Source organism: Bartonella sp. CM31XJBT, from assembly GCF_028618555.1.
Lineage (GTDB): Bacteria > Pseudomonadota > Alphaproteobacteria > Rhizobiales > Rhizobiaceae > Bartonella.
Genome location: NZ_JAQITD010000005.1, coordinates 51,742 through 66,627, shown reverse-complemented (window position 1 = coordinate 66,627; position 14,886 = coordinate 51,742). Strand labels below are relative to the sequence as shown.

At 36.1% G+C, this 14,886-nt stretch carries 10 protein-coding genes and 2 tRNA genes; 4 read left to right on the top strand and 8 right to left on the bottom strand.

All coding sequences use genetic code 11. From position 1 onward, the window contains the following. The gene (locus PVV63_RS03680; RefSeq protein WP_273790695.1) at positions 1-954 is read left to right on the top strand and encodes a YbhN family protein; all 954 of its coding nucleotides are present in this window, start codon (positions 1-3) and stop codon (positions 952-954) included. Between the two features lie 1,093 nt (positions 955-2,047). On the opposite strand, the gene PVV63_RS03675 is transcribed toward PVV63_RS03680, so the two are convergent. Next, positions 2,048-2,123: transfer RNA gene (locus PVV63_RS03675), tRNA-Lys, on the bottom strand. Positions 2,124-2,560: 437 nt separating this feature from the next. On the opposite strand from PVV63_RS03675, the gene PVV63_RS03670 reads away from it, so the two are divergent. Next, on the top strand, positions 2,561-4,129 hold the full coding sequence (locus tag PVV63_RS03670) for a TerC family protein (protein ID WP_273790694.1): 1,569 nt from the start codon (positions 2,561-2,563) through the stop codon (positions 4,127-4,129). Positions 4,130-4,753: 624 nt separating this feature from the next. Here the strand turns inward: PVV63_RS03670 and PVV63_RS10460 are convergent. The 4 genes from PVV63_RS10460 to PVV63_RS03650 all read right to left on the bottom strand — a co-directional run bounded on the left by PVV63_RS10460 (position 4,754) and on the right by PVV63_RS03650 (position 7,679). Further along, entirely contained in the window at positions 4,754-4,882 is a 129-nt protein-coding gene (locus PVV63_RS10460; RefSeq protein ID WP_404977280.1) for a hypothetical protein, read from the bottom strand. Positions 4,883-6,108: 1,226 nt separating this feature from the next. Next, entirely contained in the window at positions 6,109-6,342 is a 234-nt protein-coding gene (locus PVV63_RS03665; protein WP_273790693.1) for a hypothetical protein, read from the bottom strand. A gap of 533 nt (positions 6,343-6,875) precedes the next feature. Beyond that, on the bottom strand, positions 6,876-7,067 hold the full coding sequence (locus PVV63_RS03655) for a YbfB/YjiJ family MFS transporter (protein WP_273790743.1): 192 nt from the start codon (positions 7,065-7,067) through the stop codon (positions 6,876-6,878). Positions 7,068-7,602: 535 nt separating this feature from the next. Further along, positions 7,603-7,679 (bottom strand) — tRNA-Arg (locus tag PVV63_RS03650). A gap of 263 nt (positions 7,680-7,942) precedes the next feature. Between PVV63_RS03650 and PVV63_RS03645 the strand changes: the two genes are divergently transcribed. After that, positions 7,943-8,716 carry an NAD kinase gene (locus PVV63_RS03645; RefSeq protein ID WP_273790691.1) on the top strand — a complete coding sequence of 258 codons (774 nt, stop codon included), beginning with the start codon at positions 7,943-7,945 and terminating at the stop codon, positions 8,714-8,716. Positions 8,717-8,861: 145 nt separating this feature from the next. Next, positions 8,862-10,265, top strand: a complete 1,404-nt coding sequence (locus PVV63_RS03640; protein ID WP_273790690.1) for a DEAD/DEAH box helicase — start codon at positions 8,862-8,864, stop codon at positions 10,263-10,265. Between the two features lie 59 nt (positions 10,266-10,324). On the opposite strand, the gene gltX is transcribed toward PVV63_RS03640, so the two are convergent. From gltX to PVV63_RS03625, 3 genes are all read right to left on the bottom strand, one after another. Then, a complete protein-coding gene (gene gltX / locus PVV63_RS03635) occupies positions 10,325-11,698 on the bottom strand; it encodes a glutamate--tRNA ligase (protein WP_273790689.1) in 1,374 nt (457 codons plus the stop codon). 10 nt (positions 11,699-11,708) lie between these two features. Further along, positions 11,709-13,370 carry an NAD+ synthase gene (locus PVV63_RS03630; RefSeq protein ID WP_273790688.1) on the bottom strand — a complete coding sequence of 554 codons (1,662 nt, stop codon included), beginning with the start codon at positions 13,368-13,370 and terminating at the stop codon, positions 11,709-11,711. A gap of 124 nt (positions 13,371-13,494) precedes the next feature. Next, positions 13,495-14,874 (bottom strand): class II 3-deoxy-7-phosphoheptulonate synthase, encoded by a 1,380-nt coding sequence (locus PVV63_RS03625; RefSeq protein ID WP_273790687.1) that lies wholly within the window; start codon positions 14,872-14,874, stop codon positions 13,495-13,497. Between the last annotated feature and the right edge of the window lie 12 nt (positions 14,875-14,886).

Sequence of the window (14,886 nt, the reverse complement as noted above, 5' to 3'; positions counted from 1 at the left end):
GTGAAAATAAAGCAATTTATATGGCCATTGATTGGTATCTTAGCAATGCTGGTATCTATTCGAATTCTTTACATGAAGCTCTCTGCCATTTCATTTGGGGATGTATTGGAGCGCTTGAGCAATTTAAATGCACAGCACTGGTTATTAGCCTGTTTATGTTCTCTCCTAGCTTATGCTGCTCTTGCTGGATATGATCGAATTGCCTTGCAACATCTAGGCCATAAAATTTCTTGGATTTTTATCGCTATATGTTCATTTACAACCTATGCTCTTTCACACAATATCGGTGCTTCAGTTTTTTCTGGTGCCGTTGTACGCTATCGCGCCTATAAAATGAAAGGGTTAAACGGAACAGAAATCGCAATATTAGTAGGTTTTTGCTCTTTTACTTTTGTAATCGGTACAATCTTACTTTTGGGAATCGTTTTGGTGCTGCAACCCGAAATTATCACCCTCATTCATAAAGAACTTCCTGAATGGCTAGGAACAGCAGCTGGAGCAATTTTACTCAGCTGTATAGCACTTTATACGTTTGGCAGCTGGCTTCAGTTAAAACCCTTACGCTTGGGTAAGAAAATTCAACTTTCCTATCCACGGCTGAAAATTGTTATTCAACAGCTTCTCATTAGCCCTCTAGAACTTTTAGGAGCAGCAGGAATTATATATGCTGTTCTCCCACACAACGCAGATATTCATTTTATCTCTGTTCTTGGTGTTTTCCTAGCATCTTTTACGATAACTCTTCTCTCTAATGCTCCAGCAGGAGGAGTAGGAGTTCTTGAAGCTCTCTTCATCACAGGCATGCCCAATATAAATCCAACCGATGTTATTGCAGCACTTATTGTCTTTAGAATGTTTTATTTGATTATACCGCTCATCATTTCATTATTTGTGGTCGCCATTTTTGAAGCGCAACAATATTGGAAAAGAGCCCCCAAAACACCACCTGAATAAATAAAAGGTTATCAATTACTTCTTTTTGTGTGCCTATATAAGAACAGGACACCATCGTGTTACCAATTTACATATTTTTTTTAAGAAAACTCTCTCAGTGCTCTTCCCCATTACACAACAATACCCGTGAATGGTATAATAATAAATTCATTGTTGCAACATCATCTTTATACTTAATAAAAGAGTAAGCCTGCACCATTATACTATTTTCCCAATGTTGTGATAACTTTTGGCGCCTAAGAACGTTAATAAGAATCATTTTTATGCTTTTCTTCAATAGTCTTTATCCGCACGTTAATCCCATTTATAATGCAAAAATAATAATTTTAATTGATTCATTATAAGAGGGATTGAAACAAAAGAAGTTTATGATAGTAAAGTTTAAAAAAATAATAATTAATCATTATAAATCAATATATTATAATGATTCTGAGCGGCTTTCTTAATATTTATATTTTTAGAGGTTAAGCTAACGGAAAGACAGCATAGCATAACTTCATAGTTTAATATTTTTAAACTTGAAGCCTCATTAAAGCCTATTGTCTTTCGTTTAACAGGTACTAGTTTTAAACAATTAAACTGATCTAATTTTATTCCTGTTATGTCCGCTAAATACTTTATTTTATCTTGATTTATCCTCTTGGAATACTGATGATTATTACAGAAGTTTTTTGTTTAAGCGGGAGAGTTATCAAAAAATATCCACGCTGCTAATACAACTAAAGTGCAAAGTTTCTTCTGTCTTTAAACAATATGCTAAAAATCCAAAAAAAATTTAATCAATTTATATTAAAAGAAGTGAAAACTGTTGATTTTTATACCCCTTTAAATAAGATAATTGTCGGTAAGAAGCTTCTCCTTACCAATTGCGACTTTAAAAAAAGAAACAATACGCATTAAAAGATCTTTAAATGTCCTTTGGAAGTTTTTTGTGTCCCCTAAAAAGTACAAAAACCGATGACTAAGCTATATCAACAATCTTCACTTTTAAACAAACAGATATGGGGAAATCCTACTGCCCAATTTTATTTAGAAACTCGTATCTTAAAAAAAATTTACGCAATCAATGAGTTATTTACGGTATAAAATAGAATGGTGGGTGATGAGGGGATCGAACCCACGACCCGCTGATTAAGAGTCAGCTGCTCTACCGACTGAGCTAATCACCCATAAGCTTCTCAAAAGACGAGAATGAGCGTTTCTATAACGCTCCTAAGGATGGATGTCCAGATATTTTGTTGTTTGTTATATAAACTCATTGTCTGTAAGGTTAAAAATATGATATTCACCACTTGATCTTATATAAAAATAAACCCATTATAAGAAGCTTTATAAATAAATGTTCTGATTGTTACACAGAACCTATAGTTAGAGGATTATCGAGCATAATGCCCGAGCAAAATTTAGAGGGACCTTCTTGTGATTGTAAGCGGGATGGGGCATCATTTTGTTTTATCAGCAATCACATGCATTCAAGCAATATTGTGTTGTTTTTTTCTTTGAATATAAGTTTTCTTACATACAATGTTCATGATCCAATATACGAATAAAAGCCTATGAATTTTTTTTGTCAATCGCGCGCTTTTAAGCTTATAAAAGGTAAGGAATGATGGAATGGATCACTGATCCCCATGCGTGGTTTGGTTTGATCACGCTGGTTTTTCTCGAAATTGTTTTAGGAATAGATAACCTTATCTTTATTGCAATTTTAGCTGAAAAATTGCCACTGCATTTGCGTGACCGCGCACGCTTTATAGGTCTTACTTTAGCATTAATTATGCGGCTTTTCCTTCTTACAGTTATTGGATGGGTTATGAGACTCGATAGGGTCATTCTTTCACTTTCATCTTTTGTATTTAGTTGGCATAGCTTTATTTTAATCGGTGGTGGAGCCTTTTTGCTAGCAAAGGGAACGCTAGAATTACATGAAAGGTTAGAAGGGGTATCACATGAAAGAAAAACAGGCCTTGGTTATGCTGTTTTTTGGCAAGTAATCGTCCAAGTCGTGGTGCTGGATGCCGTTTTTTCACTAGACAGTATTATTACCGCAACAGGTATGATTGCAAAAGAGCAGGCAGCAGTTATGTATATTGCAGTCATAGCTGCTATGGGAGTAATGATGTGCGGATCTGGTGCTCTTATGCGTTTTATTAATCGTCATCCCACCATTGTAATCCTTTGTCTTGGTTTTTTGATGATGATTGGTTTTACTCTCATTGTTGAAGGATTTGGTTTTCATATTCCAAAAGGGTATTTGTATGCTGCTATTGGTTTTTCTGTTCTCATCGAAGTTTTTAATCAAATTGGACGTCGTAACCGTGAAAAAATGATTAAAACGAATGATCTACGCAGTAGAACAGCTGATGCTGTTTTGAGGCTCTTAGGAGGAGGAAGCAAAGATAGTCACCTTGCTGAGACTGTAGATGTTATTGCTGAACAGGCCGCAGCATCTGAGTTGTTTAGACCAGAAGAAAAGGAGATGATTCGTGGTGTTCTCGATTTAGCTGATCGCCCTGTTCGCTCTATCATGTCGCCGCGTAATGAAATTGAATGGTTAGATTTAAATGCTGATGAAAATGAAATGCGTGAAGAATTACAAAAGGTTAAACATAGCCGCTTAATTCTTGCGCGTGAAAAAGTGGATGAATTTGTTGGCGTTGCGTTGACAAAAGATCTTCTTTTGAATTTGGCTGAGGGGAAAAAGATTAATTGGAAAAAAGCTATGCGAGAACCCCTCGTTGTTCATGAAAACACAAGTGTTTTACGATTGATGGAGCAATTACGTCATTCTTCGATTCAGCTTGCAATTATTGTTGATGAGCATGGATCTTTTGAAGGAATTGCAACACCAACCGATATTCTTGAAGCTATTGCAGGAGACTTTCCTGATGACGATGAAGAACTCATGATCGCAGAACAACTTGAAAATGGCAGTCTTCTTGTTGAGGGATATGCTGATATCCGCCGTTTAAGTGGTTATCTTGGGCGTAACCTTGTGGATGAAGCAGATCGTTATACGACTCTGGCAGGCTTTATGCTTTGGCAGTTTGGTCATTTACCAAATGAGGGAGAAAGCTTTGAAACTGATGGTTTACACTTTAAAGTGATTGAAATGGAACGCCGAAACATATCTAAAATCCTTATTTCTCCACTTGTATCACCAGAAAAAAACTAATTCTTTTTATAAGCAAAACGAATAAAAAGATTTTTTTATGATTAAAAATTGAAAAAAATAAGAAGTTGATAACTCAATTGCATTTCATTATTTTTATATTTTTTTAAGCGTAAAATAATGAACATACAAAAGTTATGTTATCAATGAACTTTCCATTACAAAAAATTTTCATTGATGATTGACAAAAAGCTGGAAGAGAGAAAATGATGCAAAATTATTTGTCAATGGTCATTAATCTAAAAAACAATGAATATATACAACATATTGATTTATAATAATTATTTATTACAATATTACCTTTATATCAAGAAAGCCTCTTTCAAACATCAGATTTCCGCCAATGGATAAAACTCCACCATTGTTGAGTTCACTCAACTGATGATGGCAGCTTTAAACCAGACTCTGGCTCCTATAATCTTTTTAGATCTTCTTGATATTTCTTAAGGAGCTATTCCTTATCTTTTGTTTCGATAAATTTAGCTATTTTTTTCCTTCCAAGAATGAGACTCAACCTCTCTGGAAAGTCCCTTATTAAGAACTTTGTTTTTCTTCTAGATAGCTCATATTTTTGCTACTTTTTAATTAAAGCGTAGCTGAGCTGCTTAGATTTCACCACTTCTTTGACTAAAGCCAATGCACGTTCAGATGAATCTGTTGGGTATTTTCATGAAAGCCTAAATGATCCTCTGCACTGAAACTTTGATAATAAGATTGTAAGGTTGCAACATCACCCAATAAAGACAGTGCACCAATATGAAGTAAGCTATAATCTGCATCATATACCTTGATAACCTTTATGTGCCTCCAACTTCACTCTATCGCCAAGGTGGTGCTCCATATCTGGAATAAAAGCATTTATGAAGATCAATTTTTTCTATCGCCTATTTCAAGACATAATCAAGCTTAATTCCAACCAATCTGCATTATATTTCTTCTTCACAAACTCTCCACCCCTTTTTATCAAAATCAAGCTGTAGATCTTGTAAGTGCTGAGAATTGATAGGGATCAATTACCACGCAGGCAGCAGCTAAAATACCAGTCGTAATCGAAACTCCAAAATCAAATTGCGGATAACCTTTGATAATTGCGTCATTATAAAGAATTTGTACTTCACAATCTGGTAGTTGGTAACGTGCTGAATAATTATCTACCTCTTTAATTTTTCAACAGACCAATCAAGATTTTTGAAGAGCACTGTTGTACTCTCCATGATTAAAAAATTCTTTGCTCTACCTCAAAAGAGGTTGTATCCATATCAAAAGTCAAAAGCGAAGCAGATTTTTGCAAACAAAAGTGATAACGCCGTGTAAGAGAAGAATCTTATCAATAAGGTCTTTGGTGATTTCTTTTGCAACGTCTAAACGAGATGGAATCTTATTCATAAAAAAACACAATAAAGTCAATAGGTTTTGTGCAATTATTTTATATAAATCCCATTTAAAATCTATACTTTTATACGTGATTTAATTGACCATTTTTTATAAACAATTACCATGTATGAATAGACCACAAAAAGCAAATCATGATGCAAATGTTATAACGCATGTAAACATTCAAATGAAGTGAAAAGCAGCTATCATTCATAACAGTTCATAAATTTTATGATACGTTTTTATCACACACAAATCGTATTGTTAAAAACGTAATCGTTTGAAATTATCGATAAACATAAATTGCATACGTTTAAAGAATGGTATGGGGTTTACTCTTTTTTTGAGCTAAACCTTAAAAAAATAATCATTTGAAACTATCATAAGATAGGTTTTAATTCATTAAGGGCACATAAAAGGATTTAAAGACAAGTCAATTTTAAAGCACCACTTACTAAAAAGTTAGTAAATGATAGGCAGACATTATGGAGATACTATCATCACAACAAGTCTTGCATTGCCATATACATTACCTCTAATCACGATATAATCAGGAGATCTTGACATTGCCATAAACAGAGCCGTAGACCTTAGTATGACACCCCACACTAGCATTGCCCTAAACCTTGCCTAAACAACCGCATGATCATAAACCGCTGCATTGCTATAAATACGTACACTACCGGATAATTTTTCATTCCCATAACCCCACGCATAATGATAAACTCAACCGTTATAAAAAAGATGAGCATTGTCATAAACATGAGCACCAAAATACACATAGGTTTTATCACATATAAGGGTATTGCCATAGACATAGCCCCCAATGGCAGTATTGCCATAGCCCCTTGTATTTTCATAAACACGACTAGATTTTACAACACGGCATTATCAGCAACCCAGTAATTGCCATCATGAGAGAGGTTGCTTTCAATTTCAATAAAAGCATCTAGACCGCCTTTCTTACATCACCAAAATCTTTTAAAGCACGAATGCGATATAATGCCAGTCACGAAATCCATTTGATTGATCTATTCATATTTTGGATGGTTTTTTCTGATTAACAGGAGCGGTTTCATTTGCAATGAAAGAAATAACGGAGGTGTTTTTTGATATAGTTGTTATAATTAAACCTATATGTTTTTAAAAATTTTGAACAGACATTAAGCTAACTCCAAACCAAATGTTTGTTGAATCAAGTGCTCTGTTCAAACTAATAATAACATATTCATTACCTAGTAGTAGAATATCAACTCCTACACCTGCATAAAGCGAAGCAATAATCCGCCCATATGGCTATGCTGTATGACTATAATAGAACCAAAAACCATCATTGCTACACTCGCAACACCAGCAGCAAAACGGATCAAAAGGACTAAGTATTAACGCCATGGAAATAATTAAGTGCACTCATTACTATAACTGTATAAGATCGCATGCGAGGAGCAAGAGATATATTCCCAATTCTGCCAAACGTAAAGAACATACTCCCAACTAAATAACCATCATAATTAGCGCTCGGTATATAAGAACGTTGATTAAAGGTAAACAATCCCTCATCCAACATAACTGGCAATATTGGTGTATAGAGAAATCACCAGATACCCATATCAAAACCATACCGAATACAGCATTTTGAAACAATTCAAATCTTGAAGGTTGTTTTTCCTCCTTATTGTTCCTTTAACTGGTGATATTTCTCATCCGCGTTCCATCTCACCATAACAGCCTTTAGCTCCAAAAATAGAATAAAAGAAAATTTAGCTATCTATTTTAATGCTCAAAACAATATATTTAGCGATCTACTATCAACATCGCCAGATCAGTTGTACAATAACATATTGAATTAATATGTATTTTTATGTTATAAATGTTTATAGTTAAATTGAAAGCATATTTAGATAATCTTGTTTTTTATCTCGATATTCAAAATGACTAACCGAAGAATTATATACGCAGCCGTAAATTTTGCTTCTCTTAAAATCATTTGCTTATTCGCTAAAAAACTTAATAAACAACTCAAATAACCATTTTCATAAAAGAGGAAATTGGCTTCTTTTTAGGTAATATTGTTATTTAGGATAATATGAAGTTGAAAAATTTGGTGCACCCGACAGAATTCGAATCTGTGACCTCTGCCTTCGGAGGGCAGCGCTCTATCCAGCTGAGCTACGGGTGCTTCACACTGATTATTAAAATCAGTTATGGTCTTTTAACTAATCATACTCTTAGCTTCAATGCTAAATTATCATTCTAATAAAAAAATTACTTGTTTGTGATTTATCTAACGACGCACTCCTTTTACTTTTTAATGATACTTTACCTTGAAATAACTTCTCTTTATTCAATGCTCTTTTTATTATAAAAAGAGCTTTTATTACAACTTCAAAACTCTCATAAATAAGTTACAACATAAATTATAAGTATCAGGACAATTTTTAAATGGCTACATTACCAAGTCGCTTTCATTTTATTTCCGCAGAAACTGAGGAGGCTATCAAAGCTACCCATAAATTAATTTCCGTTTATGGTCATTCTTCTCTGGAAGAAACTGATATTGTTGTTGCAATCGGTGGTGATGGGACAATGTTACAAACCGTACGAGACGTCATGAACACAGGCAAACCTATTTATGGCATGAATCAAGGTTCTGTAGGATTTCTTATGAATGAATTTCATGAAAAAAAATTGCCCAATCGTATTGCTGCCGCACATAAAAAAGAAATCCATCCCCTGCGCATGATTGCAAAATCTGAATGTCAAGATTCTATCGAGGCGCTTGCAATTAATGAAGTATCCCTCTTTCGGCAATCTTATCAAGCTGCAAAAATTCGCATCACCATTGATAACAACGTACGCATGGAACAATTAAGTTGTGATGGTGTCCTCGTCGCTACACCAGCTGGATCAACCGCCTATAATTTATCAGCACAAGGACCTATCTTACCTCTTATGGCTCCCCTTATGGCCCTCACTCCTGTTAGCCCTTTTCGCCCTCGGCGTTGGCATGGAGCTTTGCTTCCCAATACAGTAACAGTGCGCTTTGATATGCTTGAACCTGACAAACGCCCTGTAAATGCTGCTGCAGATAATATTGAAGTTAAATCTGTCCATTCAGTTACTATTTCAATGGCAACAGAAGTAACAGCTTCAATCCTTTTTGACTCAAATCATTCATGGGATGAGCGCATTTTATCAGAACAATTTCGCTATTAATGATTGTATTATGCGTTTTATGTGTATATGATTGTTATAGTTAATTTTTTGTAAAAACATCTTAACACTTTTAAAGAGTGTAGAATATTGATTATAATTATCATTTAGATAACGCAGTTAAAATCACAGAGCAGTTGATAAAAAAATGATACCATCTTTAAACAGTTTTGATGATTTAGGTCTTTCCGCAAAGGTTATTAATGCGGTGAAATCAGCGGGGTATACAGCTCCAACACCTATTCAAAGCGAAACAATTCCGCATGTCCTTCAAAGAAAAGACGTTTTAGGAATCGCCCAAACGGGAACAGGTAAAACTGCCTCTTTCGTATTGCCTATGCTCACTCTCCTTGAAAAAGGTCGTGCAAGAGCACGAATGCCCCGTACGCTCATCTTAGAACCAACAAGAGAAATTGCAGCTCAAGTTGAAGAAAATTTTGATAAATACGGAATAAATCATCGTTTAAATGTTGCTCTTTTGATTGGTGGAGTTTCTTTTGAACTCCAAGATCGCAAACTTGAACGGGGAGCTGATGTTCTTATAGCAACACCAGGGCGCCTTCTTGATCATTGCGAGCGCGGTAAACTGCTCCTGATGGGCGTTGAAATCCTTGTGATTGATGAAGCTGATCGCATGTTGGATATGGGCTTTATTCCTGATATTGAACGCATCTGTAAGCTAACTCCTTTTACGCGTCAAACTTTGTTCTTTTCTGCAACAATGGCGCCAGAAATTACAAAACTAACGAAACAATTTTTACATTCTCCTGTATCTGTTGAAGTTACAAAAGCATCCTCAACTGCAACCACAATTACACAGCGGCTTGTCAAATCTGGAAATAAATCATGGGATAAAAGAGCGGTTTTACGAGAGCTTATCCAAAATGAAGGTGCAGAGCTTCAAAATGCAATCATTTTCTGTAATCGAAAGAGAGATATCTCTGAACTTTTTAGATCGCTCATCAAACATAACTTTAATGTAGGGGCACTTCATGGAGATATGGACCAATATTCGCGCATGAACACCCTAGCTGATTTTAAAAATAATAAACTTACACTTCTTGTTGCTTCTGATGTTGCTGCCCGTGGACTCGATATTCCAGCTGTAAGTCATGTATTTAACTATGATGTTCCTACACATGCTGAAGACTATATCCATCGAATTGGTCGTACAGGGCGTGCAAATCGTAGCGGAAAAGCTTTTACAATTGTCACAAAAGCTGATCAAAAATATATCAATGCCATCGAAGAAATGAGTAATGAAAAAATTGAATGGCTCAATGGAGATCTCTCAACTTTAATAGCTGATGATCAAACAGAAGATATTGTTGTAAAGAAAAAATCTTCAAAACCATCAAAGAAAACTGCTCCAAAAGAGCCTGTTGTTCACACTAAAAAATCTGTAGAAGAGAATAAAACAGAATATATCAAAAATGCAAATAATAAGGAGAAACCATCTGAGCAACAACGCTCACGAAAAAATAAGAATTACACACCCATTGGATTTGGTGATGATATTCCTGCTTTCATGCTTATAAAAACGTGTAAATAAACCCGTTCTTTACTCTCTTTAAGAGTGAAATGAACGAAATACTTTTAAAAAATCCGCTCTTATTTCCTAGAGAGCCTTTCCGTTACCTTTTCACGCCCTAAAAGCTGCAAAATTTTTCCCATTTCAGGTCCATGATCCATGCCCGTAAGTGCCTGACGTAATGGCATAAATAAAGCTTTTCCTTTTCGACCTGTTTTTTCTTTTAATGCTGTTGTCCAAATTTTCCAACTTTCCTCATTCAAAGCACCTTCAGGTAAGAAATCGAGTGATTGGTGCACAAAAGCACGATCCTCTAGTGCTACTGTATCAAAATTCTGTTCATCATGAATGATTTTCCACCAAAAAACAGCATCATTGACTTTATTAATATTGCTTCTTATCGCGTTCCAGAAATATTCCGCCTTATCTCCCTCAATAGAAAGTTTTTTAAGGCGCATTTTTACTTCCTCATAGGTTAACTCATGGACAAGATGACTATTCAAAGCAAGAAGATCAGCAATATCAAATTTTGCAACGGATCTTGACGTATCTTGGAGATTAAAATGCTCTAAAAGCGCAGCTTGATTGGGATAGGGATGCACATTTTGCGATGTCCCAATCAAAACGGCAAGGCATTGAACAGCTATAGATTCAAATCCTTCTTCCCGTAGAGAACGAATAGAAAGATCATTATTACGTTTTGAAAATCCTTTTCCTAAAACTGTCGCCAATAAATTGGTATGAGCAAAAACCGGTAATTCTGCATTAAGAGCTTTAAAAAGAGCAATTTGAGCGCCTGTATTTGTAATATGATCATCCCCACGAATAATATGCGTAATAGCCATATCTACATCATCAACAATAGACGGCAATGTATAAAGATAGGTTCCATCTTCACGAATAAGAACAGGATCTGAAAGAGAAGCTAAATCAATCGTCTGCTTTCCCTTTATTGCATCATTCCAGCAAACTTCTGTTCGCTTTGTGTGTAAAGGATCACTTTCAAAATTAGGAAGAAGAAAACGCCAATGGGGTTTACGACCTTGTGATTCAAAGTTTTTTCTCTCTTCTGTTGTCAACTTCAATGCTGCACGGTCATAAACAGGAGGCAATTTGCGTGAAAGCTGGATTTTACGACGCCGCTCTAATTCCTCTGTTGTCTCATAACAAGGATAAAGAAGACCACGTTGTTTGAGAATTTCTGCCACTTCATCATATCGATTAAATCGCTTGGATTGGTAATAAATTGCATCTGGTTGAATACCAAGCCATTCAAGGTCAACAGCAATAGCATCGATATATTCTTGTTTAGAACGTTCAATATCTGTATCATCATAGCGTAAAATAAATTCTCCCTTATACGCTTGCGCATAAAGCCAGTTGAAAAGCGCAATACGGATATTGCCAATATGAATATAACCTGTTGGAGAGGGAGCAAAACGAACTTTAACCATAAAATAATACTCAATTTTTATCGCGAAAATGATTGACTATGGGATAGCGACGATCGCGTCCGAAATTTTTGTAACTGATTTTTACACCAGGCGCAGATTGACGCCTTTTATATTCGGCACCATAAAGAAGCTGTTCAACTTTTGCAACAGTTTCTCGTGAGTGTCCACGTTTAACAATATCACAAATACTCATGTCATTTTCTACAAGAGATTGTAAGATATCATCTAGAATAGGATAAGGCGGAAGAGAATCTTCATCTTTTTGATTTTCTCGCAGCTCTGCAGAAGGCGCTTTTTCTATAATATTGGATGGAATGACAATCCCTTCTGGTCCTCTTAAATTATGCAAGTGATTTTTATTGCGCCACTCAGCTAATGCATAAACCTGCATTTTATAAATATCTTTTATAGGATTAAACCCGCCATTCATATCCCCATACAGTGTTGCATATCCCACAGCCATTTCTGACTTATTGCCTGTCGTTACCACCATTGAACCGAATTTATTTGAAAGAGCCATTAAAACTGTACCGCGTATACGACTTTGAAGATTTTCCTCTGTGACGTCAGAGGGTAACCCTGAAAAAACAGGTGCCATTGTTTCAAGAAAAGCTTCAACAGCTTGCTCAATCGGTATGATTTCATAACGACATCCCAAAAGATCAGCACATTCTTTAGCATCTTTTAATGATTCTTGCGAAGTATAATGATAGGGCATCATAATGGTGCGAACCCTCTCAGCACCAAGAGCATCCACCGCCATTGCCGTACACAGGGCTGAATCAATTCCTCCTGAAAGACCAAGAATAACATCCTTAAAGCCGTTTTTATTAACGTAATCTTTCAACCCCAAAACACAAGCTTGATAATCAGCCGCTAATCCATTGAGAAGACTTTCATTAGGACCTGAAACACAGTGCCATCCCGTCGTTGTTTTTTGCCAATGGCTTAAAGCAATATGGCTATCAAAGTGTTTCATTTGAAATATCTTTTTGCCTTGTCCATTCAAGGCAAAAGACCCGCCATCAAAAACGAGCTCATCTTGACCACCAACTTGATTAGCATAAATAATTGGTATCCCAGATCGTAGAGCTTGCGTATGGATAACATCTATACGTTTTAAAGTTTTATTACGATAGTAGGGAGATCCGTTAAGGACAAGAATAATTTCCGCTCCTTTATCTTTAAGCTCTGTACTAAGAGAGGAATCATTCCAAAGATCCTCACAAATGACTATTCCTAATTTGTTTCCATGATAGACAATAGGCTGAGGACGTGGACCTGAAGAAAATAAACGCTTTTCATCAAATTCAGCATAATTAGGTAAATCAAACTTCAAACTTTCGGCTATGACTCTCCCTTCATCAAGAACCATGACAGCGCTGTAAATATTACCATTGCGCCTTAATGGAAGACCAATGACAATTCCTGGTCCGCCTACGGTTATCTTTGCTAATTTCTCAACAGTCTCTTCACATGTTTTTGTAAAAGCAGGTTTTAGAACAAGATCTTCCGGCGGATAAGCGCTTATAAAAAGTTCCGTGAATAAAACAAGATCAGCCCCCTCTTCTTTGGCCTTTTGATGCGCCATGACAGCTAAAGAAAAATTCCCCTCAATATCACCGACAATAGGATTTAATTGGGCAATTGATACCCGAAAATCATTTTTCATAAGCCTTTGTATCATTTCATCAGTTTAGCAACCACAACTTTATTCCTCATCATCGGAAATATCACTTTTTTAAAAATTCTCTTCTGCCATAATGACCTAAAAAAAATATTAAGTAAATTTTTGCCTACCCCTCAGCAGCAATTGCTAACGAGTCAGTCGCACGATTTTTTTTAAGGAGTTCAGCAACAAGAAAAGCCAATTCTAACGCTTGATCTGCATTTAGCCGAGGATCACATTGCGTATGATAACGATCAGATAGATCGTCCACAGAAATGGCATGCGCCCCTCCTGTACATTCAGTAACATCACGACCTGTCATCTCAATATGAATGCCCCCTGGATAAGTTCCTTCTCCACGATGCACTGCAAAAAAATTCTCTACTTCTTTTAAAACATAATCAAAGGGACGCGTCTTATAACCATTGGCAGTAATTGTATTGCCATGCATTGGATCACATGACCATATAACCGCACGCTTCTCGCGTTCAACGGCACGGATGAGTTTAGGCAGATAACGTTCAACTTTATCATAACCAAAGCGCGTAATGAGAGTAAGCCGCCCCAACTCGTTTTCAGGATTTAAAATATCAATTAATTTTAAAAGCTCATCAGACTCAATGGAAGGACCACATTTTAATCCTATAGGATTTTTAATGCCGCGACAATATTCAACGTGAGCATGGTCAATCTGACGCGTACGGTCACCAATCCATAGCATATGACCAGATGTTGCATACCAATTTCCTGAAGTTGAATCAATCCGAGTCAAAGCCTCTTCATAACCAAGCAACAGTGCTTCATGACTGGTATAAAAAGATGTTTCACGCAATGAAGAATGTGTTTTGGATGTAATCCCTATAGAACGCATAAAATCAATTGCTTCAGAAATACGCTCTGCCAATAATTCATAACGTTCCCCCTGCGGACTGTTAGAAACAAAACTCAACATCCATGTGTGAACATTTTCTAAATTAGCATAGCCACCTTGTGAAAAAGCACGCAATAGATTAAGTGTTGCCGCAGATTGGCGATAAGCCATAGACATCCGTTGCGGATCTGGAATACGAGAACCGGCTTCAAATTCAATGCCATTAATAATATCCCCACGATAAGCAGGAAATTCAACCCCCTCTTTTCTTTCTATATCAGAAGAGCGAGGCTTTGCAAATTGACCAGCAATACGACCAATCTTAACAACCGGTTTAGAACTACCAAAGGTTAAAACAATCGCCATTTGCAAAAATACGCGAAAAAAATCACGGATATTATCAGCTTCATGTTCTGCAAAGCTTTCGGCACAATCACCACCTTGTAATAAAAAAGCTTGGCCTTTCGCAACGGCTGCTAATTCATTTTTTAAATCACGTGCTTCACCGGCAAAAACTAAAGGAGGATAGCTTCTCAGTTTTCGCTCAACATCTTCTAACATAGACTTATCCGGATAAGTCGGAACTTGTTTAATTGGCCTTGTTCTCCAAGTGTCAGGCGCCCATTCTTTTATCATTACACTCTCTCT